The 20,197-nt window shown below is 49.1% G+C and carries 20 protein-coding genes and 1 riboswitch; of the genes, 6 read left to right on the forward strand and 14 right to left on the reverse strand.

Translation table 11 applies throughout. From position 1 onward, the window contains the following. Positions 1-185 precede the first annotated feature (185 nt). A complete protein-coding gene (locus tag BN3656_RS14015) occupies positions 186-692 on the reverse strand; it encodes a Gx transporter family protein (protein WP_066549379.1) in 507 nt (168 codons plus the stop codon). Between the two features lie 88 nt (positions 693-780). Between BN3656_RS14015 and BN3656_RS14020 the strand changes: the two genes are divergently transcribed. Together BN3656_RS14020 and BN3656_RS14025 are read left to right on the forward strand one after the other, a co-directional pair. Beyond that, a complete protein-coding gene (locus tag BN3656_RS14020; RefSeq protein ID WP_066549380.1) occupies positions 781-1,275 on the forward strand; it encodes a hypothetical protein in 495 nt (164 codons plus the stop codon). Continuing rightward, positions 1,275-1,634: a NusG domain II-containing protein gene (locus BN3656_RS14025; RefSeq protein WP_066549384.1), complete on the forward strand. Its 360-nt coding sequence runs from the start codon at positions 1,275-1,277 to the stop codon at positions 1,632-1,634. The genes BN3656_RS14020 and BN3656_RS14025 overlap by 1 nt, the downstream gene beginning before the upstream one ends. A 37-nt stretch (positions 1,635-1,671) precedes the next feature. On the opposite strand, the gene BN3656_RS14030 is transcribed toward BN3656_RS14025, so the two are convergent. The 9 genes from BN3656_RS14030 to BN3656_RS14070 form a co-directional block, all read right to left on the reverse strand. After that, positions 1,672-2,067: a DUF2085 domain-containing protein gene (locus tag BN3656_RS14030; RefSeq protein WP_066549385.1), complete on the reverse strand. Its 396-nt coding sequence runs from the start codon at positions 2,065-2,067 to the stop codon at positions 1,672-1,674. A 13-nt stretch (positions 2,068-2,080) separates the two neighbouring features. Beyond that, positions 2,081-2,329, reverse strand: coding sequence for a hypothetical protein (locus BN3656_RS14035; RefSeq protein ID WP_066549386.1), 249 nt, complete (start codon positions 2,327-2,329; stop codon positions 2,081-2,083). Between the two features lie 79 nt (positions 2,330-2,408). Further along, positions 2,409-3,710 carry a DUF1576 domain-containing protein gene (locus tag BN3656_RS14040; RefSeq protein ID WP_331467944.1) on the reverse strand — a complete coding sequence of 434 codons (1,302 nt, stop codon included), beginning with the start codon at positions 3,708-3,710 and terminating at the stop codon, positions 2,409-2,411. Next, positions 3,707-5,716 carry a molybdopterin-dependent oxidoreductase gene (locus BN3656_RS14045; RefSeq protein ID WP_066549387.1) on the reverse strand — a complete coding sequence of 670 codons (2,010 nt, stop codon included), beginning with the start codon at positions 5,714-5,716 and terminating at the stop codon, positions 3,707-3,709. Before BN3656_RS14045 ends, BN3656_RS14040 begins: the two co-directional genes overlap by 4 nt. Before the next feature lie 10 nt (positions 5,717-5,726). Further along, the gene (locus BN3656_RS14050; protein ID WP_066549388.1) at positions 5,727-6,713 is read right to left on the reverse strand and encodes a diaminopimelate dehydrogenase; all 987 of its coding nucleotides are present in this window, start codon (positions 6,711-6,713) and stop codon (positions 5,727-5,729) included. A gap of 73 nt (positions 6,714-6,786) precedes the next feature. Next, positions 6,787-7,950 carry a glycosyl hydrolase family 18 protein gene (locus BN3656_RS14055; protein ID WP_066549390.1) on the reverse strand — a complete coding sequence of 388 codons (1,164 nt, stop codon included), beginning with the start codon at positions 7,948-7,950 and terminating at the stop codon, positions 6,787-6,789. A gap of 65 nt (positions 7,951-8,015) precedes the next feature. Beyond that, positions 8,016-8,651, reverse strand: a complete 636-nt coding sequence (nth, locus tag BN3656_RS14060) for an endonuclease III (RefSeq protein WP_066550922.1) — start codon at positions 8,649-8,651, stop codon at positions 8,016-8,018. Positions 8,652-8,659: 8 nt separating this feature from the next. Then, positions 8,660-10,273 (reverse strand): amidohydrolase, encoded by a 1,614-nt coding sequence (locus BN3656_RS14065; protein ID WP_066549395.1) that lies wholly within the window; start codon positions 10,271-10,273, stop codon positions 8,660-8,662. A gap of 17 nt (positions 10,274-10,290) precedes the next feature. Further along, on the reverse strand, positions 10,291-11,772 hold the full coding sequence (locus BN3656_RS14070; RefSeq protein ID WP_066549396.1) for an amino acid carrier protein: 1,482 nt from the start codon (positions 11,770-11,772) through the stop codon (positions 10,291-10,293). A 115-nt stretch (positions 11,773-11,887) separates the two neighbouring features. Continuing rightward, positions 11,888-12,057: riboswitch (Lysine riboswitch) on the reverse strand. A gap of 142 nt (positions 12,058-12,199) precedes the next feature. On the opposite strand from BN3656_RS14070, the gene BN3656_RS14075 reads away from it, so the two are divergent. The 3 genes from BN3656_RS14075 (at position 12,200) to glgD (ending at position 15,349) form a co-directional block, all read left to right on the forward strand. After that, entirely contained in the window at positions 12,200-12,790 is a 591-nt protein-coding gene (locus BN3656_RS14075) for a GNAT family N-acetyltransferase (protein ID WP_066549398.1), read from the forward strand. Between the two features lie 214 nt (positions 12,791-13,004). Further along, complete coding sequence (locus BN3656_RS14080) at positions 13,005-14,213, forward strand: glucose-1-phosphate adenylyltransferase (RefSeq protein ID WP_066549400.1); 1,209 nt, start codon at positions 13,005-13,007, stop codon at positions 14,211-14,213. Continuing rightward, positions 14,207-15,349, forward strand: coding sequence for a glucose-1-phosphate adenylyltransferase subunit GlgD (glgD, locus tag BN3656_RS14085; protein ID WP_066549405.1), 1,143 nt, complete (start codon positions 14,207-14,209; stop codon positions 15,347-15,349). Before BN3656_RS14080 ends, glgD begins: the two co-directional genes overlap by 7 nt. An 87-nt stretch (positions 15,350-15,436) precedes the next feature. Here the strand turns inward: glgD and BN3656_RS14090 are convergent, their stop codons facing one another. Continuing rightward, positions 15,437-16,342 (reverse strand): DUF1266 domain-containing protein, encoded by a 906-nt coding sequence (locus tag BN3656_RS14090; RefSeq protein WP_066549407.1) that lies wholly within the window; start codon positions 16,340-16,342, stop codon positions 15,437-15,439. 126 nt (positions 16,343-16,468) lie between these two features. Further along, positions 16,469-17,617 (reverse strand): N-acetylglucosamine-6-phosphate deacetylase, encoded by a 1,149-nt coding sequence (gene nagA / locus BN3656_RS14095; protein ID WP_066549409.1) that lies wholly within the window; start codon positions 17,615-17,617, stop codon positions 16,469-16,471. Positions 17,618-17,830: 213 nt separating this feature from the next. Here nagA and BN3656_RS14100 point away from each other — a divergent pair, with 213 nt between their 5' ends. Beyond that, the gene (locus BN3656_RS14100; protein ID WP_066549410.1) at positions 17,831-19,075 is read left to right on the forward strand and encodes an NAD(P)-dependent oxidoreductase; all 1,245 of its coding nucleotides are present in this window, start codon (positions 17,831-17,833) and stop codon (positions 19,073-19,075) included. Here the strand turns inward: BN3656_RS14100 and BN3656_RS14105 are convergent. Together BN3656_RS14105 and BN3656_RS14110 are read right to left on the reverse strand one after the other, a co-directional pair. Further along, positions 19,072-19,770 carry a metallophosphoesterase gene (locus BN3656_RS14105; protein WP_066549411.1) on the reverse strand — a complete coding sequence of 233 codons (699 nt, stop codon included), beginning with the start codon at positions 19,768-19,770 and terminating at the stop codon, positions 19,072-19,074. The two genes, BN3656_RS14100 and BN3656_RS14105, sit on opposite strands and share 4 nt — an antisense overlap. After that, positions 19,767-20,189, reverse strand: a complete 423-nt coding sequence (locus BN3656_RS14110) for a DUF523 domain-containing protein (protein WP_066549412.1) — start codon at positions 20,187-20,189, stop codon at positions 19,767-19,769. Before BN3656_RS14110 ends, BN3656_RS14105 begins: the two co-directional genes overlap by 4 nt. Between the last annotated feature and the right edge of the window lie 8 nt (positions 20,190-20,197).

Below are 20,197 nucleotides of genomic sequence, written 5' to 3' on the forward strand. Positions count from 1 at the left end.
CTCCCTGTGATTTTTTATTGAAAAGACGGCTTTTTTTACTAGAAAACCGTCCTGACTTTATACCTCTATTATAAAAGGAGCGCTTCGGTATGACAATGTCATTTTTTTCTGTCATATTACAATTTTTATGGATTTTTCGGTTTTAATGAGTCAATTTTTGCTTATTTAATGCAATGCCGATCAGATTACAGATTTTTTATCACATTCCCGATCCGTTTTAACACCAGACCGCCTAAAAGCCCTATGGCTGCCCCGGCAGCGGTTCCTGCAAACAGCAGCACGGGAAGATAAGAAAACACGCCAAAGGTTTTGACCACATAAGCCGCCATCAAAAACTGGCCTATATTGTGAAATACGCCTCCCAGTATGCTCACTCCCACCATATCAAAAAGAGAAAAACGGCGGCAGATCCACATAACAAGCAGGCTTAGGGCCGCTCCAGCCAGGCTGAACAGAATGGAGGACATTCCCCCAAAGGCAAAGCCGGAAAGAAGGATCCGGGCAAGACTGATCCATACTGCCGGCCACAATCCCAAAACATAAAGGGACAGGATCGTCACCAGATTTGCAAGTCCCAGCTTCACCCCCGGCGCTCCCAGATAGATGGGAAGAAGACGTTCAATATAGCCGAATACAAAGGCAAGAGCAATCAAAAGTCCATAAACCGCCACCCGGCGGGTTCGTATATTCATACAGCAAGTTCCTCCTTTACAACCGTTCTGTTTGTATGATAAAATAAACGGGAATCTAACATCCACGCAAAAAGGAGTGTATCTGACTATGAAGCAAAACCACCTCATGAAGCATAACCTGGCAGGCTTCATCCTTATGGCAGCCCTGTCTCTGGTATTTATAGCTGCTTCTGGATCTATTTACCAGCTGCTTCGGGGACCTGTTACTGTAAACCAGCCGGAATTTCCTTTAAAGGACGGCCAGTATTCCTATGACAGCGAATTTGACTCCAAGGGTTTTTATAACCATGTGGAGCTGACCGTTGAAAACGGCATCATCACTGCCTGCAGCTGGGACTGCTTCGGCGAGGACGGCATTGGCAAACAGCAGCTCTCTCTGGACGGTCTGTACATCATGACCGAGGACGGCCCCACATGGAAAGCCCAGTCGGAAGCTCTGGCTGCCTATGTGATCGAGCATCAGACGGTAAGCCAGCTGGCAGATGAAAACGGCTATGCCAAAGATGCCATTGCTTCTGTAAGCATCAATGTATCCGGCTTTATCAACGGGATCAATGAGTGCTTAAAGCAGGCGGCAGCCTGATGGCCCGCACTTCGGCAGCCGGAAGGAGAACCTGTTTTTTAATAATCGTTCTGCTTCTTCTGGCCGCAGTCCTTATGGGATATCAGTATCTTTTCCCTGCTCCCAAAGGCCAGACGGCTCATGTTTTTGTGGACGGAAAAGAGGCTGCTTCCTTTCCTTTAAATAAGGATCTGGAATACAGAGTTTCGGGAGCAGACGGCGGAACAAATCTTTTGATCATCCAAGACGGACAGATCTGGTGTCAGGAGGCCGACTGTCCCGATAAAAACTGTGTCCGGCAGGGAAAAAAACAGCTTTCCACCGATACCATCATATGTAAACCCCATAAAATGGCTGTAACGATCACAGGAGAGGAATAAACTTCCTCTCCTGTTTTTTATCCCTCTGGTATCCGTATCACAAAAACAGTTCCATGGCTCTCTCTACAGCCCCACTGTCCTCTATAAACAGCTTTACGATCCACCCGGCTGCCATCACACAGGCTCTGTGGAAATGAATGAGCAGGCTGTCAAAGGCCAGGCCAAACAGAACCCCCGTTGCAAACCGCCTGCCATTTTTGCTTTCATAGGATGTAAGAAGCTGTAAAAAACCGTCTGCTGTCATAGGAAGCATAAAAAGGATCATCAGCCGCAGCTTCATATCTCCCCATAGAAGGATCAGAGGTATCCCGGCGATCATGCCGGCCAGCTCCCCCGTACATCGGGCACAGATAGGAAACGGTTTTCCGTTCCAGTAAAAGGAACGATCCGGACGGGCATGACAGCCGAAAAAGATCCGTAGGAAACGCCCCATCCTCTTTTACTCCTTACATTCCGCCAATCAGCGCTGCCGTAGCAATGGACATAACGAATACACCTACATAGATGAGTATGGTAAGGATCACGGATACCAGTGCTCCGATGCCTGCCGCTTTCGCCGTTTTGGGCTTTTCATCTCTCCATACCAGAAATAAGACCAGGCCTACCACCGGAATGCAGCATCCCAAAAGGCCCCACAAAAAACCGCCTCTGTCTTTTGGATTTTCCACCGTATCGTCGTATCTTCTGTCTTCCATATGATTTCCTCCCTTTTTCTCAATATTATACGGATTTCTTGCTTAATCGGCAAGATACCTTCGCTTTAAGCTTTCTCCCCTACAGCGACAGTCCTCCCCTTGCTCTTGCTCTGCGGTCACTGATCGACTGGATCACAGGCACCAGGAAAATTGCCACAATTCCCCCTGCAAACCCATTATTGTAAAGATTCACGCCTCCATAGACGATCCCCACCTGCAAAGCCACAGAGGAATGGAGATACCCTGCAATAAGTCCCGCCACGACTCCGAATTTTCCCGCAACCGGCGCCAGCGTGGTCGAAAGAAGAAGGGCCAGAATGGGAGACGGATCATTGATATTCCATTTTTTGGTAAAGCTTGCAAGATATACGCCAAACATAACCGGTGCTATATTCCGTATATGTTTTCCCGTAGAGCTGAAGCCCACGATCGTAAGGATACCGCAGATCGTAGGCCCGTTCATATCTCCGCCTACCATGAGCACAAAAAAGGTGGCAAACAGGCCATTGATCCCCATATTAAAGACCGTAGTTGCCCCGCCCTCAGCCTTAAAAAAGTCGGCTCCCGCCAAACCTGGATCTGCCAGGATCCGGCGGTAGGATTCCCACAGCGTCTTTCCTCTCACAGCAACTGCTGCTGCGATCATAGTTCCGAAAAACAAGGACAAAAGCACTGCAAAGAGTTCCTGGTTGCCCTTGGACCAGATCAGCCTTGATTCAATCCGGATCCCAAAGGATTTTTCCAGAGATACGACCACCGTAGCGATAATCCCTGCTGCAAAACCTACGTTATAAAGGGAATATCCATTGTGCGCATAGTGGACATGGGTACTTAAAGGCGGGAGCACAAAACCAATGCTGATCCCCACCACCAGAGAGATCAAAACTCTGGCATATACCGGCAGATGACCAATCTGCATAATCTGCGTCATAATAGGCGAAAGGCTGGTTCCGTAAAGGCCGATATAAAGATATCGGTGAAAGGATGTCTTATGATATCTGGAATACAGAAATACACCTGCCAGAATAGCCCAGATATTCATAATATTCTTTCCGAACAGCGAAAAGCCGAACATGAGAAACACTGCCGTGATCGTATGGCCGCTCATTTCCATTTTCAGGAAATAAATCATCGCCAGACTGATCAGCGTGATGATTCCTGCATTGATCATGGCTGCTCCGATTCCGCCTACGGCAAAGTAATCCGTGATCAGAAGATCGGGTTCTATGACAATGCGGATGAGCCCCTTAAGGATATCAGGAAAAGGCTGGACCACAAGGCCAATCACAATAAAATACAGTGGAAACAGGGATAAAATAAGAAATTTTCCCTTCCGGGTCAGTGTTTTCATTTCATGAAAATGTTCCAGGTGGTGTTTCACGCCATCCTCCTTTTTACATCAATCCGGTTATCATTCAGTGTCGTAGCCTCCATATCGGAAAGCCTCTCATGGTTCAGAGCATTAAATAAAAGAACCGAGCCTGTCTGAGAACTGCTGTAAATGCCGGAAACAGCAGCCGTTCCCTTTGCAATCCGGTCTGTGATCACCGCCCGAAAGTCTACCTCGGCCAGATCGTTCCATGCAGTAACCATATCTCTCTCCCGGACTTTTCGTTCTGCGGCATCCAGGGGATGGAGCATCAGGGCAGCCGGCCCCCGCTTTTGTACTAAATCCCTGCGCTCCAGAAAAATAGAATTTAAGGTATGGGAATCAGGTATGCTGATCAGGCTTAACGGATACGCTCCGCCGTAAGGTTCCTTATAGCAGGGCACAGGTTCCTTTTCCTCCTGATTGACAATCCGAAGCTTACCGGAAGGCGTTTTAAAATGGCCATGATCCCCAAAGGGCTGACGTACTGTGCCATTTTCCCGCAGAAACTTCCACTGTTTTTCTGTAAGTTCCAAAAGCCCCTCTTCAGGATGGCTTAAAAGTTCCTCTAACATTTCTTCCTCGGTACGCTTAAAAAACGGCTCTTCAAAGCCCATGGCCTCTGCCAGAAGTCCAAAGAGCTCCCAGTTGCTTTTGCACTCTCCCTGAGGCTCAACCAGTTTTTTTGCTACGCTAAAGGTCCGATAGCCATATGCCCTGAAACAGTCAGTCTGCTCTACGGAAAAGACTGCCGGAAGAAGGATATCTGCATAGCGGGCCGTATCGGTGAGAAACCGCTCATGTACCACTGTAAATAAATCCTCCCGCATCAGCCCCTTAAGAATCGCCTTCTGATCACACACAGAGCCCACAGGATTGCCTCCATAGACGAAAAAGGCCTTCACTGCATCCTCTCCTTCTGCCGTAAGCGCCGAACCGAGACAGTTGATGTTCACGCCAGGCCCTGAAACCTTCCTGAAATCCGGTCTTGTAACACGTTTCGCATCCACGAAGGGACCGCCGTTATGCTCCGCTGCGCAGATACCGCCGCCCGGCTTTCCCCAGGCGCCTGTAAATGCAGATAAAACCGTGATCAGGCGGGAGGTCATTCCTCCGTTTCCATATCTGGAAAAGCCGCTTCCCAAAAGAATCGCCGGAGCTTTGGCCTGTCCGAAGAAAAGAGCCAGCCTGCGGATGTTTTTTTCAGGTATGCCTGTGATCTGTTCGGCCCACTTTGGAGTGCTTTTTCTCACAATCGGCAAAAAGGCCTCATAGCCCTCACACCGTTCTCTTAAAAACACATCATCTGCCAGCCCTTTTTCCTCCAGCACATGCATCATGGCAAGAGCCAGTGCTCCATCTGTACCGGGACGGATCAGAATCGTTTCGTCACAGTAGGCGTCCATTTCTCTGGCGCAGGCTTCAATAAGGAGCACTTTTTTCCCGGCAGCCCTTGCTTCCTTTAAAATGGGCATCACATGGAGGCGTGTGGCCTTTACATTGCTGCTCCACACCAGGATCAGATCACTGCTTTTTAATTCCTCCGGCTCCAGGCAGGGGGTCTGCCCCATGACAGAGGCATATCCCATTCCTTTTGCATTGGCGCAGAGTCTTAAAATAAGTGGGCGTGCTCCCAGACGGTTAAAAAAGGCATCCCCGCACTTTCGCTGGATCACGCCCATAGTGCCGGAATAATAGGACGGAAGGATCGCCAACGGGCCATTTTCCCTTATGATCTGCCGAAAATGTCCTGCGATCTCCCTTACCGCCTCTTCCCAGGTGATAGGTTCAAACTTCCCTTCCCCCTTATTCCCAGTCCGTCTCATAGGAAAAAGGATCCGGTTCGGGCTGTTGACGGACAGCTGATACTGCTGCATTTTTTTACAGATCAATCCTTTTGAGGCCGGATGCTCCGGATCCCCGGCCACCCCTGCCACGCGCCCGTTCTCTATGGTGGCTAAAAGGCCGCAGGAGGCCGGGCAGTCATAGGGGCAGGTAGTCCTGCGGATATCAGTCATTCCATTCCTCCTACAGCATATGCTTCCTCAGATATGCGCCGTCCTTTGGGCTTAAGTAGGCCGGAGCAATATCAAATACGGTCTTGCAGCCCTTTGCGCCCTCCTTATTCATACGGTAGGCAGCTCTTGCATAGGCGGCAAGGACGGAAGCAGTAAACTCCGGATTAGAATCCAGCTTTAAGCTGTACTCGATCACATGGGAATGCTCATTCTTCATGCCTGTAGTTCCTGTGCGGATCACAAAGCCGCCGTGAGGGATTCCCGCATGATCTCTTAAAAGCTCTTCCTGGCTGATAAAATGCACCGTTGTGTCATAATCTGCAAAATAATTGGGCATAGTAACGATGGCTTCACGGATTGCATCCTGATCGGCTCCCTCTTCTGCCACTACAAAACACTCTCTGGTGTGCTTCTGCCGTGTAGTAAGCTCCGGCTGGCTTCCGCTGCGCACTGCCTCCAATGCGCTCTCAACCGGAATCGTATACTGTCTCGCATCTCTTACACCAGGGATCCGGCGGATGGCATCAGAATGTCCCTGGCTTACGCCTCTGCCCCAGAAGGTATAGTCCTTTCCTCCCGGAAGGACCGCATCCGCATAAAGACGGTTTAAGGAAAACATACCGGGATCCCAGCCCACAGAGATCACTGCCACATGGCCGCTCTCAAAAGCGCTCCGGTCTACTGCCTCAAAATGCTCCGGAATCTTTGCGTGGGTATCAAAACTGTCGATCACATTAAAATACTTCGCCATTTCCGGTGTCTGCTTTGGAAGATCCGTAGCGCTGCCTCCGCAGATGATCATTACATCAATCTCATCTTTCATTGTGAGAATGTCATTAACTGAATATACCTTTACTCCCTCTGTCAGGAGAGAAAGGGACGATGGGTCTCTCCGGGTAAACACTGCCTTCAGTTCCATATCCGGATTGTGCTTAACTGCACACTCCACTCCCCTTCCCAGGTTTCCGTATCCAAGGATTCCGATTCTGATGCTCATAATTTTGTCTTCCTTTCTCTTAGGGTCTTTTAGCCGGATGCAGATATCCGTTCCGGCCGCTGTAAAAAGTATACTATATGAAATTTTCCTTTGCAAGCGCAAACATTCGCATAAGAAGCAGCCAGCCGGGGCGGTAAAAATACATCAGCTGCCAGAAACCCGCGCCGGTGAGTTTTTTCTCCCTTATAAGTTCAAACTTGGCCTTTAAGCTTCGCACATCCTCAAACCATACCTCATGGCGGATGCCATACTGCCAGTAATGAAAATAGGGAGACTGTGCCAGCTCATCAAAATAGATCACAGAGCCATGGTCAATGGCCAGCTGTATGGCCTGGCGGGTATTTAATGTAACTGCCCGTGTGCGTCCCCGCTCATAAGGAAGGGGCCAGTCATATCCATAATTTGGAATGCCAAGGCTGATCTTTTCTGCCGGGATCCTGCTTAATGCATAATCCGCCACCCGACGGACCATATGGATGGGCGCCACTGCCATAGGCGGCCCCTGGGAATATCCCCACTCATAGGTCATAAGCATCACCCTGTCTGCCGCTTCGCCGATGGCCCGGTAATCAATCCCTTCATAGAGAAGCCCCGGCTGGTCATCGGAGGTCTTTGGCGCCAGGGCAGCGCTGACAAAAATCCCCAATGCCCTAAACACCCCTGCACAGAGGCGGACAAACTCCGCAAACCGCTCCCTGTCACCGGCCGGCACATATTCAAAATCAATATCCAGTCCCTCATACTCCTTTTGCTCTATCACAGCCATCAGCTGCCAGACCAGCCGGCGCACGGCCCGGTCATTCGAAAGAAGCTCTGTGATCAGCCGGTTATTAAACCGCCCGTCCGGGCCCAGAGGCGTGAGTACCATCACCGGACGGACGCCCGCAGTCCGGGCGGACTGGATGACCGGCGTATCCTCGATATGAGGAGAGACCAGATTCCCCTCTGCTGTAAAACCATAGGAGAAAATGTAAATATCTGTAAGAAATGGCAGGGTTTCATCCAATGTATCCCGATCAATAAAAGGATAGGCATATCCAAAGGAATAAAGAAGGGGACTTCCGGCCCCTATACTGCCTTCTGCCCCCACATAAAGAGACTGGCCCACTGCCAGGCGGTAGGGATATTCCAGCTGGTTGGCCCAGATCAGTTCTCCAACCGGCCTTCCGGTTTTTGCGGCTATCTCATCCACTGTATCCCCTTCTTCTACTACATAAATCCATTCATCTTCCAGCATGTTTCTGCCTCTTTGCTTTTTGTAAAACTATATGCAGGCAGAAAGGAAGTTTTCCCTCTTTTCTTTCAGACCCCATTCCTGGCGCACAGATCTGATACGCAGCAGTGTTCGCAGTCCGGCTTTGTCCTCGCACTGCAGACTGCTCTTCCGTGGAATACCAGACGGTGGCAGAAATCACTGCCTTCCTTTGGAGGAATCAGCTTCCAGAGAGCCATTTCCACCTTTTTAGGATCTTTTATGCCCTCTACCAATCCCATACGGTTCACCAGACGGATGCAATGGGTATCTGTTACAATGGCAGGCTTTCCAAATACGTCACCCATGATCAGATTGGCGCTTTTACGTCCCACACCCGGAAGCTTCAACAGATCATCAAAGGTTTCAGGCACCTGTCCGCTATATTGCTCTTTTAAGATCCGCATACAGGCGCTTATATCCCTGGCCTTGCTCCGTCCCAGGCCGCAGGGCCTTACGATCTCCTCAATCTCCTCCGGCGAAGCAGCCGCCAGGGCATCCACATCCGGAAACTTTTTGTACAGCTTCTCCGTTACAATGTTGACCCGCTCATCCGTACACTGGGCCGCCAGACGGACGCCTACCAAAAGCTTCCACGCCTGATTATAATCCAGGGTACAGGAAGCCTCCGGATAGGCTTTCTTCAGACGCTCGATCAGCTTTAAGGCCAGTTCCTTTTTCGTCATTTCCATATTTATCCAAATACCTTTCTTCCTCCCAGATACGCAGCATGAACCGGTATCGTGTGAAGCTGTTCCGGAGCCGTTTCAAAGGGCGACTGCTCTAGGATCACAAAGTCTGCCAGCATACCGGGACAGATCTTTCCTTTTATCTTCTCCTCAAAGCTTCCTTCTGCCCCACGGATCGTATAGCTGTCAAGAGCTTCCTGCACTGTAAAAGCTTCATCTGGAAGATAGGGTCCTACATGATCCTTTATGGTAGTGCGGGTCACGGCACACTCCATAGAAGCCAGAGCGTCGGGCAGCTCCACCGGACAGTCCGTACCGTTGCTGACAGAAACACCCTGTTTCATAAGGGTTTTCCAGCTGTAGCTGGTCGATGCCAGTTCCTCTCCCACTCTGTCTTTTACAATATGATTATCATAATCCAGAAAAATACTCTGGGCATACACATGAAGCTTTAAGCGGGCAATCCGTTCAAGCTGATCCGGACGGGTAATCTGGCAGTGAACAATCCCATGGCGGTGATCCTCTCTCGGATGCTCCTTTAATGCCTTTTCATAGGCATCTAAAACACGGTCCAGACAGGCATCTCCGATGGCATGGACGGCTGCCTGCATTCCGTGCGCATTTGCATAGCCGATCATTTCGTCAAAAACCTCCTGGGAAAATACAGGGATCCCGCAGGTGGACGGATCATCCGCATAAGGGCGGCTCAGATACGCAGTTCTGGCTCCCAATGCTCCGTCTCCCAGCATCTTAAGAGGCCCGACCTTAAAAAGCTCTGTACCGCTGCCCGTGACATTTCCCGCCTCTACAAAAGCCTTAAGCTCTGAAAGCTCTGTGAAGTTACACTGTTCATAGACACGGACCGTAAGCTCTCCCTCTGCCTCCAGCTCCCTGTAGGCCTCATTCACAGTCTGCCACGGCACATCCCGGTACATGCAGTAGTCATCCGTCTGGCTGCTGGTAACACCGTAGGAATTTAAAGCCCTGCAGGCCAGACGGATCCTGTTTTTGATCCCTTCCTTATCCGGAACGGGAATTGCATGGTACACCAGATCCATGGCATTGTCAAAGAAACGGCCGTCCGGCCCCTCCTCATCCATACCGATACATCCGCCCTCCGGCTGGGGCGTATCCTTTGTGATGCCAAGCAGCTGTAATGCCTTTGTATTTACGACCAGACAGTGACCGCAGGCCCGGACCGCACAGACGGGCACGTCCTCTGATACCTGATCCAGATCATGACGGTCCGGCATCCGGTCTGCATCTGTAAAATAATCCTGATTCCATCCCCGGCCCATCAGCCATTCGCCCTCTGCGCAGGGATTCTCCCTGTAAAACTCCTTCAGGCACTGAAGCATATCCGCCAGGCTCTCTGTACGGGCAGCCAGCCGGGCAGAACACAGGCTGTTTCCGTATCCTAAAAGATGCATATGGCTGTCATTAAAACCGCTGCATACAAAACGGCCCTTAAGATCGGTACACACATCTCCCTCCCCGGCCAGTTTTAGAACGGATTTGCTGGAACCGGCAAAGATAAATTTACCATTTTCTACCGCAAAGGCCTCAGCCAGCGGAAGACTGCCTGTATAAACCTTTCCATTAAAATAAATATGTTTCATGGCACATTCTCCTTTCGTCAGTGCTTTTCTTCATAGAACAGGCAGGCATCCGGCTCTGCTGTTCCCTCTCCAAGATACCGTGCCTTATAATCCTTTAACAGACGGAAATAGTCCTTTGACAGCAGCAGGATCACAGCCACATTCACAAAAGTAGGAATGGCAGAAGTAATGTCTACCACGGTCCAGATAAAGCCCTGATTATTTGTCTTTACCAGATAAATCGTCCAGATAAGGCCCGGAAGCGCACGGACTGCGTAAAACAGCTTCAGCATCACTTTTTTCATGGGGCCTTCCTTTTTGCAAAGGTGCTCCAGGATTGACAGATAGTAGGTAAACCAGCCGCCGGAGGTGGTGACAGTAAAAATAACCATGATCAAAGCTAAAAGCAGGCTTCCTACAGTACCAAAACTCTGGGAAAAGGCGCTTAATGCCAGAGTTCCGCCGTCTGTGCCGTTGGTCCAGTTTCCGCTTAAAAGCACAGAAACAGATGTGATGGAGCAGACTACAAAGGTATCAAAAAATACTTCAAAGGAACCCCAAAGTCCCTGTGCAACAGGATGGGGTGTTCTGGCAGAGGAATGGATCATGGGAGAAGTACCCCAGCCGGCCTCATTGGAGTATACGGAACGTGCCATACCTACCCGGATCATCTCACTGACTGCACAGCCGGCAAAGCCGCCGATGGCTGCCGTACCAGTGAACGCATTTGTTACAATGGCAGCAAACACAGAGGGCACTCTGGAAAGATTTGCCAGAATCATGCCAATTCCCATTAAAATGTAGAAAACGCTCATTAAGGGGACCAGCTTGCTGAACAAAGACGCAATCTTTTTGGTGCCTCCGTCCGTTACAATATAGGTCAGAACGCAAAGAGCCGCTCCCACCAGAATAACGCCCTCAATCTGAAAGCCTCCGATATTCACCGTATCCATTTTAAAGGCTCCTGCTACCACCTGGGAAGCAGTCAGCGTAGAGGAGGTTACAAAGAATGTAGAGAAAATACCTGCGCCGAAAATAACTGCCGGTATCAGCCACAGCTTTCCCCAGCGGCGCTCCTCTCCCAGTCCCCGCTCCATATAATAGGTAGGGCCGCCGTAATATTCACCCTTTTCATTGGTATGGCGGTAATAGCAGCCCAGCGTTACCTCTACCTGCTTCAAGATCATTCCAAGACAGGCAGACAGCCACATCCACAGCACAGCGCCAGGGCCTCCTGCCGCAACTGCCGTAGCCACACCGGCAATATTTCCAAAGCCTACCGTACCGCCGATTGCTGTGGAAATTGCTTCAAAGGAACTTAACATTCCCTTTGCATTATCCTCCTGCTTCTGGCTTTTTTTGTTTAAAATCGTGCCACCGGTATTCTTTAAAATCCAGCCAAAGCGCCTGAACTGAAAGAATCCGGAACGGACTGTGAAATAAATACCGGTAGAAATCATCAGTACGATTAACGGAAGCCCCCACAGGACGCCGTCTAACCAGTTGAGAAATTCGATCATTTTTATGATCCCCCTTTTCTTTTGTTTATGTACAGCAATCTATTCCACCTGGGCTCTGCCCGCAAAAAAGGAGCAGCGGTTTTTGCATCCCACTGCTCCATAAATCATCCATCCATGAAACAATAGCGCCTCCACCGTTTGGTGAGAGTGTGCAGCCTGTTCGACTGCACCCCAACATACTGCCTGCGAAAGCAGTACATTTCGGCGGCTCCTCCTTTCCCTGCTCTTCCCTGGCTTCGCTGCCTCCAAACAGGTACTGATAGTATCCGCACCTCTATTGCCGTACTCTTTTTGTAGTATCATAGCTGGTTTCACGCTGGCTGTCAACTGTTTTTGCAAGTTTATTTCTTCGGCCAAATTTCACTTGATACAATCTTTTTTTCGTCCTATACTAAAAAATCATATGTTTTATCCGGAGGTACACATTATGTCACTCACACCACCCATCACCATCCGCCCCGTTTCCACCGCTGACAGCCAGGCTCTCCTTGATATTTACCGTCCCTATGTGGAGCATACTGCCATTACCTTTGAATATGAGGTTCCCACTGCGGAGGAATTTACCCGCCGGATCCGCCACACCTTAAAGCGCTACCCCTATCTGGCAGCAGAAAAAGACGGACAGCTTTTAGGCTATGCTTATGCAGGCCCTTTTCATGAACGGGCAGCCTATGACTGGTGCGCTGAGGTTTCCATTTATATACGGACTGATGCCCGCGGCACAGGGATTGGAAAAAAACTCTATGAAGCTCTGGAGCACGCACTTACTGCCCAGAATATCCTCAATCTTTACGCCTGCATCGCATGGCCGGATAAGGAAGATGAATATCTTACCAGAAACAGCGCTGATTTCCACCGCCATCTGGGCTATGAACTGGCAGGAATGTTTAAAAACTGCGGCTATAAATTCGACCGCTGGTACAGTATGATCTGGATGGAAAAACAGCTTGGCCCCCATTCCGGCCATGCAGAACCCATTATCCCTTTCCAGGAACTGCTTCACCGGATGCCTGTTTAAAGCATCTTCTATTATGCATGATTTTGCACTTTGTCTTTTGAATATTGTATTCATGTTCTTTTTTACAAAATACTGTCCGTTTTTACCGATTTGTGCTACAATTCTAACAGAACATTCCTGAAATGTTTTTCGTTGGGAATGCTGCCCGGTAAGCAGAGTGGCTTATGTGTTCTGCGGACCGAGGCGTCACTACTATACAAGGGGAGAATTTGAAATGGCAAAAGAAATGATCGCAATGCTGCTTGCCGGCGGCCAGGGTTCACGGCTTTATGCCCTGACTCAAAAGCAGGCAAAACCTGCCGTTCCTTTTGGCGGAAAATACCGTATTATCGACTTTCCGCTGTCAAACTGCGTAAATTCAGGAATTGACACAGTAGGTATCCTGACCCAGTATCAGCCTCTGGTACTGAATGAATATATCGGAAATGGACAGCCCTGGGATCTGGACCGCCTTCACGGCGGAGTTCATGTGCTTCCGCCCTATCAGAAAGCCTCCGGCTCGGACTGGTACAAGGGTACAGCCAATGCAATTTATCAGAATATATCCTTTATTGAACGCTATGATCCCCAGTATGTGATCATCCTTTCCGGCGATCAGATCTGTAAGCAGGATTACAGCGATTTTCTCCGCTTCCATAAGGAAAAGAATGCGGAATTCAGCGTGGCTGTCATGGAAGTCCCCTGGGAGGATGCTTCCCGCTTTGGCCTGATGGTAGCGGATGAAAACGACCGCATCACCGAATTCCAGGAAAAACCCAAAAATCCTAAATCCAATCTGGCATCTATGGGTATCTATATCTTTAACTGGGATATTTTAAGAAAATATCTCATTGAAGATGAGGAAGATCCGGATTCTGAAAATGATTTCGGCAACAATATCATCCCTAATCTCTTAAAGGACGGACGCAGGATGTACGCCTACCACTTTGACGGCTACTGGAAGGATGTAGGAACGATCCCTTCTCTCTGGGAGGCCAATATGGAGGTTCTGGATCCGGAGCACAGCGGCATCAACCTGTTTGACGAAAACTGGAAGATTTATAGCCGTAACAGCGGTATGACCGGACACAAGATTTCAGACGGAGGCGTTGTAGAAAACTCCATGATCACCGACGGCTGCCGTATTGCAGGCACCGTACGCCACTCCGTACTCTTCGCAGGCGTGCGGGTAGAAAAAGACGCCGTTGTAGAGGATGCTGTTGTAATGGGCGGAACTGTCATCCGTTCCGGTGCTGTGGTGCGCCACTGTATTGTAGCTGAAAATGTAGAAATTGGCGAACATGCAGTTGTAGGCTCTATGCCTGACGCTTCTGGAAATGGTGTAGCTACCATCGGCTCCGGAATCACTATCGGAGCAGAGGCAAAAATCGATCCAAATGCTATGGTGACAAAAAATATAGAAGGCGGTGAAGAACAATGGTAAACTCCAACTCTGATGCTCTGGGCATCATTTTCCCAAACAGCTATGATCCTCTGGTTCCCGAACTGGTAGGCGAGCGTCTGATGGCCTCCATTCCCTTTGCCGGCCGTTACCGTATGGTTGATTTTATCCTGTCCAGCATGGCAAACTGCGGCATTGACAACATTTCCATGATCGTCCGAAATAATTACCACTCTCTGATGGATCATCTGGGTTCCGGCCGTGAGTGGGATCTGGTGCGTAAAAAAGGCGGACTCAATATCGTTCCTCCCTATGCGGAGAAAACCGTAAAGGTTTACAACGGCCGTGTTGAGGCACTTGCAAGCATCATTGATTATCTGAAGGATCAGAAGGAAAAATACGCAGTTCTGGCTGATGCCAATATTGCGTTAAACTTTGATTTCAACGCTCTCATAGAAGCTCATGAAGCCAGCAAAGCCGACGTAACCATGGCTTACAAGGAAGAACCTCTTCCCGCAGGTCTCTTGGGATCACCTGTGAACAGTTCTGCACTGTACTATACATTAAGCCTGGCTGGCGACAAGGTTTCCAAAATCTATATCAACGCCAAGGAGACCGGAAATCAGAATTTCTACTTAAATATCTGCATTATGTCAAGAGAACTCTTGATCGATCTCATCAATACAGCCTTTATCCGCGGCTATGTATATTTTGAACGCGACATTTTAGCGCCGCAGATTGACAAACTGGATATCCGATCCTTCCGTTTTGACGGCTATACCGCCCGGATCTGTGATATGAATAGCTACTTTGACGAAAACATGAAGCTGCTGGATGATGAAAATCTGGATGCTCTGTTTTCCCCCAGTCCCATATATACAAAGATCCGTGATGACACCCCCACCCGCTACATCAACGGCTCCCGTGCAAATAATATCATGGCAGCGGACGGTTGTGTAATCGAGGGAGAAGCAGAAAACTCTATCCTGTTCCGCGGTGTAAAAATCGCAAAGGGCGCAAGGGTAAAAAACTGCGTTCTTATGCAGGATACTGTAATCGAAGAAGGCGCTGATCTTGAATATGTGATCACCGATAAGAACGTGACGGTTACAGCCGATAAGGAATTAAAGGGTTCAGACACCTTCCCGGTATATATCGCAAAATCCAGAACTGTATAACATCATATGCTTAAAAATCACCCCTCAGACTGGTCTTTCCATTCCGCCCTGAGGGGTGATCCTCTTTCCTATCCTGTATAAAGCCTCTTACCAGCTCTTTTTAAGCTTTAAATTCCAGTCCACCTCATAAGGATTCCACTGACTTGCTTTCAGATTTTCATAAATTTCTCTTCTCTCTTTTGAGCTGTCACCGGAACGCTCTTCATAGCCCTTCAGATAATCCTCTACAAATTCCTCCCAGGAAGAAAAGCTCTTCTGTATTTCCTTTGCCACCTCTAACGCCCGATCCAAAGCTTCTGTCTCTGTATAATAATCCGCCAGATAATAAAAACCCAGATTGGACATGGCCCTGCTGTAATCATAGGCAGAATTTTCTGCTGATGCCGACGATAAAAGCTCCTGTAAAACACGGTCTGCCGAAGAACGGTCTGTGATCCCCCAGCTGGTCTTTAACATCTGACGATTCTGATCTTTTGCCGCCCTATCCATCTCCTCGCCGTTCTCTTCCTTTCCCGCAAGCTTTAAGCCACCGCCAAAGGCACGGATATTGCCGGCATTGTGCCGGGTAAGAATCGCACAGGCAGCATTAAACCACTGAACTGTCTGATTGTTCATATAGGGATTTGCTGTTTTGTTTAAATACTGCTGCCGGCTGCTGATAGCTGTAAAAGAAGAGCCTGATACACTGCTTTTACTCCCTTCCCCTGATCTGCGGGAAGGACTTGAGTCCATAGCGCCTCTTTCATTGAATGTATAAAGCTTTCCGTTGATTTCCCTTTGACAGTTCTTTAAAATATGGCCGTTTTCATCCAGGTAAAACCACTGATTGCCTGATCTACGGAAGTCATTGACCACCCGGGTGCCATCCTCTTCATAATACGCATAGGTATCTCCCTCTTTCTGCCAGCCTGCAAAGGCTGTAAGGGGAGTCATAAGCATCGCCGCGCAGGCAAGAGCTGCTGCTTTTATAAACCATTTTCGTCCTGTATTCATCCGAATCATCCTCTCACCTATCTCTGCTGTGCACCTTCTGTCTGAGCACATTTACAGTATAGCACAGGCGTTTCGGATTGCCAACTTACACATTTCTGACGAAATTATAATAAATGTCAGGAAATTTTAAAAAACACGCCGTCCCTGTACATAAGTTTCTTCTACCCCATCATTCTCATCCAACACCACAAAGTCTGCGAAAAGTCCCTGGCGGATAAATCCCCTCTGGCCATCCATGCCCAGAAGCTTTGCCGGATTTTCTGTGAGAAGCGGAATAAGCTCCTCCGCCGGCCGCCCTGTAAAGGCGATCAGATTTTTCAGTGCTTTTCCCGAAGTCAAGGTACTTCCTGCCCGTGTACCATTCTCTTTCAGTTTTGCATCCCCGTCAATGACCACAACCTCATTAACGCCCAGGCGATACTCTCCATCCGGCAGACCCGCAGCCATGATCGAATCAGTCACAGCTACTACCCGCTCAAGCCCCTTTGTCTTTAAGATCAAGCGCACCGTTCCCGGATGCAGATGGCGGCCGTCGCAGATCACCTCGCAGTAAACACGGTCATCCTCCAGCACCGCTCCCCAGATGGCAGGAAAATGCTGGTGGAGCAGCTTCATTGCATTTCCTGTATGGGTCGACGCCATTGCTCCATTTGCAACGGCCGCTCTGGCCGTATCATAATCTGCCCCAGAATGGCCGATGGCTACCTGGATGCCAAGAGCCTTTAATTTGGGGATATCCTCTACCATGCCATCTACCTCAGGCGAAACCGTAATGTAACGTATTTCCCCCTGGGCAGCCTTCTGGTATTCCTCGATCAGAGGAATATTTTTACTCTGCAGCAGATGCTCCGGCATAGCGCCCTTATACTCTGGGCTTAAAAATGGACCCTCCAGATGGATCCCCATCATGGCGGCGCCTTTGTGTTCCATGCCCTTCCACTGTTTATATGCTTCAATACAGGTCAGTGTCTGCTCCCTCGTATCTGTGAGCACAGAACCCAGCCAGCCAGTTGTACCCTGAGATGCCATAAAGCGGCTGATCTTCTCATATCCATCAGGGTCTGCGCTGTTTACATCCACCCCAGCGGCACCATGGGTATGGATATCTAAAAATCCCGGCACCAGACGGCGTCCCTTTAAATCAATGCGCTCTGCCTCAGGAGCAGAAATCCATTCTCCGATCTCGGTGATCACACCATTTTCAGAAAGAACACAGAGCGTTTCAAACCGATGATCCCTGTATACACGTCCATTGTAAAATAACTGTCTGCTCATAATGATACCTCTCCCGTTCTTATATTTTTATTTCTGTCTTCATAGTAACACAGACCGGGGATACTTTGTGAAACTTTTACCCAAACGTTTGTGTCATGCTTTTAAGATTGTGCATTTTTTATCATTCGTATCAGAATCAGATACATGCCATTATGCACTGGCAACAGATTTTCTTTTATGATAAGATAGAAAAAAAGTAGAAAGGAAATCAATATGGCATTACATGTTATGGATGAAGCCAGCCGCTGCCTTGGCTGCAAAGTTCCCCAGTGTCAAAAGGGCTGCCCCATCAGCACTCCGATTCCCCAGGTGATCCGCCTCTTAAAGGAAGGGAAATTAGATGAGGCCGGGCAGATGCTCTTTGAAAATAATCCGCTGACCACTGTGTGCAGTCTGGTCTGCAACCATGAAAATCAGTGCGAGGGCCACTGCGTTTTGGGACGCAAGGGTGCTCCGGTCCATTTTTCAACCATTGAAAGCTATATTTCCACCACCTATGCCAACAAAATGACAAAGGGGCCGGCTCCATCAAACGGCATCCGTGCAGCGATCGTCGGCTCCGGCCCTGCCGGCCTGACCATCGCAGTGATTTTGGCACGGTACGGCTATGATGTGACTATCTTTGAGGGTAAGGACCAGATCGGAGGCGTACTGCGCTACGGCATTCCTGAATTCCGCCTTCCAAAGTCTGTTCTGGACGATTTCAAATACCGCCATCTGGATCTGAAAGGCATCAAATTCCGGCCAAACACCCATATCGGAGGGGCAATCGGTATTGACGACCTCTTCCGCGACGGCTATAAAGCTATTTTCGTAGGAACCGGTGTATGGAAGCCCAATGCCCTTCATATCAAAGGCGAAACGCTGGGACATGTGCACTTTGGAATCAATTATCTGAATAATCCTGACAGTTACTGCCTGGGCGAACGGGTTATTGTGATCGGAGCGGGGAATGCCGCTATGGATGTGGCAAGAACCGCCATCCGAAAAGGCGTACGCTATCTGACCTGCTTTTCCATCACAAAAAAGGTGGCAGCCAGCCACCATGAATTCAGCTATGCCCAGCTGGAGGGAGTTCAGTTTGAATACAACAAGGCTCCTGTGGAAATCACAGATGAAGGAGTAATCTTTAAGGATATGGCCGAGGATGAAGAAGGCCGTCTCACCGAAATTCCCGGAAGCGAAACCCTTTACCCCGCTGACAGCGTGATTATTTCCATCAGTCAGGGTCCACAGAACCGGATTGTCAACACCACTGAGGGACTGGCTGCTGATGCCAAAGGTCTTTTGGTGGCAGATGAAACCGGTCATACCACCCGTCCCGGCATCTTTGCCTCCGGAGATGTGGTAAACGGTGCGCGGACAGTGGTGGAAGCCGTAGCCCACAGTAAAATTGTGGCCGAATCCATGCATCAGTATATGCAGAGCCTGAAACAGACAGAAGAGGCACCTGATTAAGGAAGAATCCGTTCCGGTTTAAATTTCAGATAATCAGAGGACACCAGACGGTAATTCACCCCGTCTACATTTCCCAGAAAACTGTCCTGAAAGCGGTCTTTCCCATGGCAATGAGCGTAAATCACCTGATCTGCCCCATATTCTAGCGCCATCCGGGTAAAACCGCTTTCCTCTTCTCCAATACTGGTAGGCGGATAGTGAAGAAACTGAATAAAAGAGGTATAGCCTGCTGCCACAGCCAGCTCATAGGACAGCCGCAGGCGCTCCAGCTCCCGCTTTACCAGCTTTTCAAAATGCTCCGGGCTGTCCTTTCCCTCATAGCAATATCCTTTGGTTCCTACCAATGCCGTATTTCCATAAGAATAAAAATTGTTCTGGAGAAAGAAAAGACGGCCATTATATTTTTCATTCAGCCTTTTTGTCCTTCCTGCATCCCAGAACATATCGTGATTCCCCCGCAGAAGAATCTTGCGTCCGGGAAGGGACGCAATAAATTCCAGATCAGCCTCTGCTTCCTTTAAATTTCTCCCCCAGGAGTGATCCCCTGCGAGAACCACTGTATCCCCGGAAGAAATCATCTTATTCCAGTTCTTTTCGATCTTTTTTACATGATCCTTCCATTCTTTTCCAAATATATCCATAGGCTTGTTGGCCGTAAAGGACAAATGGAGATCACCTATGGCGTACAGGCTCATCCTTCACACTCCTCTGCATCCATAAGAGGGATTCCACGCTCTTTCAGCTCACGGGCAAAAATTCCCATCCCATCAATCTTTCTCCCTGTAAAGGTACCGTCATAAATCTGGCGTACTCCGCAGGTAGGACTACGCGACTGAAGAATGGCAAGGTCAATATCCATATCCTTTATCTGTTCCAGAGCCATTTCCACGCCCTTTCGGTACAGGGCATCTCTGTCCTTTCCTTCCCTGTCTACCACCCGGCCTCCGGACAGCTCTACAGGCGTACGAGGCGCACCCAGTCCGGTTAAAAGCTCCGGACAGATGGAAATAACCTCCTTATCCTCTACAAAACGAAGAACCGCCTCATTTCTGTTATTCTTTCCATTATACTTACAGTTTTCGCCCAGAAGACAGGCGCTGACTAAAACCTTCATATACTCTC

Source organism: Clostridium sp. AT4 (assembly GCF_001517625.2).
Taxonomy (GTDB): Bacteria; Bacillota; Clostridia; order Lachnospirales; family Lachnospiraceae; genus Enterocloster.

Bases quoted from the DNA above. Each gene is read 5' to 3' on its own strand.
- nth (WP_066550922.1), bottom strand. From the start codon at position 8,651: ATGACGAAAAAGGAACTGGCCTTAAAGCTGATCGAGCGTCTGAAGAAA.
- BN3656_RS14050 (WP_066549388.1), bottom strand. From the start codon at position 6,713: ATGAGCATCAGAATCGGAATCCTTGGATACGGAAACCTGGGAAGGGGA.
- BN3656_RS14080 (WP_066549400.1), top strand. From the start codon at position 13,005: ATGGCAAAAGAAATGATCGCAATGCTGCTTGCCGGCGGCCAGGGTTCA.
- BN3656_RS14100 (WP_066549410.1), top strand. From the start codon at position 17,831: ATGGCATTACATGTTATGGATGAAGCCAGCCGCTGCCTTGGCTGCAAA.
- nagA (WP_066549409.1), bottom strand. From the start codon at position 17,617: ATGAGCAGACAGTTATTTTACAATGGACGTGTATACAGGGATCATCGG.
- BN3656_RS14105 (WP_066549411.1), bottom strand. From the start codon at position 19,770: ATGAGCCTGTACGCCATAGGTGATCTCCATTTGTCCTTTACGGCCAAC.
- BN3656_RS14045 (WP_066549387.1), bottom strand. From the start codon at position 5,716: ATGACTGATATCCGCAGGACTACCTGCCCCTATGACTGCCCGGCCTCC.
- BN3656_RS14055 (WP_066549390.1), bottom strand. From the start codon at position 7,950: ATGCTGGAAGATGAATGGATTTATGTAGTAGAAGAAGGGGATACAGTG.
- BN3656_RS14070 (WP_066549396.1), bottom strand. From the start codon at position 11,772: ATGATCGAATTTCTCAACTGGTTAGACGGCGTCCTGTGGGGGCTTCCG.
- BN3656_RS14035 (WP_066549386.1), bottom strand. From the start codon at position 2,329: ATGGAAGACAGAAGATACGACGATACGGTGGAAAATCCAAAAGACAGA.
- BN3656_RS14075 (WP_066549398.1), top strand. From the start codon at position 12,200: ATGTCACTCACACCACCCATCACCATCCGCCCCGTTTCCACCGCTGAC.
- BN3656_RS14065 (WP_066549395.1), bottom strand. From the start codon at position 10,273: ATGAAACATATTTATTTTAATGGAAAGGTTTATACAGGCAGTCTTCCG.
- BN3656_RS14015 (WP_066549379.1), bottom strand. From the start codon at position 692: ATGAATATACGAACCCGCCGGGTGGCGGTTTATGGACTTTTGATTGCT.
- BN3656_RS14025 (WP_066549384.1), top strand. From the start codon at position 1,275: ATGGCCCGCACTTCGGCAGCCGGAAGGAGAACCTGTTTTTTAATAATC.
- BN3656_RS14020 (WP_066549380.1), top strand. From the start codon at position 781: ATGAAGCAAAACCACCTCATGAAGCATAACCTGGCAGGCTTCATCCTT.
- glgD (WP_066549405.1), top strand. From the start codon at position 14,207: ATGGTAAACTCCAACTCTGATGCTCTGGGCATCATTTTCCCAAACAGC.
- BN3656_RS14030 (WP_066549385.1), bottom strand. From the start codon at position 2,067: ATGGGGCGTTTCCTACGGATCTTTTTCGGCTGTCATGCCCGTCCGGAT.
- BN3656_RS14090 (WP_066549407.1), bottom strand. From the start codon at position 16,342: ATGAATACAGGACGAAAATGGTTTATAAAAGCAGCAGCTCTTGCCTGC.
- BN3656_RS14110 (WP_066549412.1), bottom strand. From the start codon at position 20,189: ATGAAGGTTTTAGTCAGCGCCTGTCTTCTGGGCGAAAACTGTAAGTAT.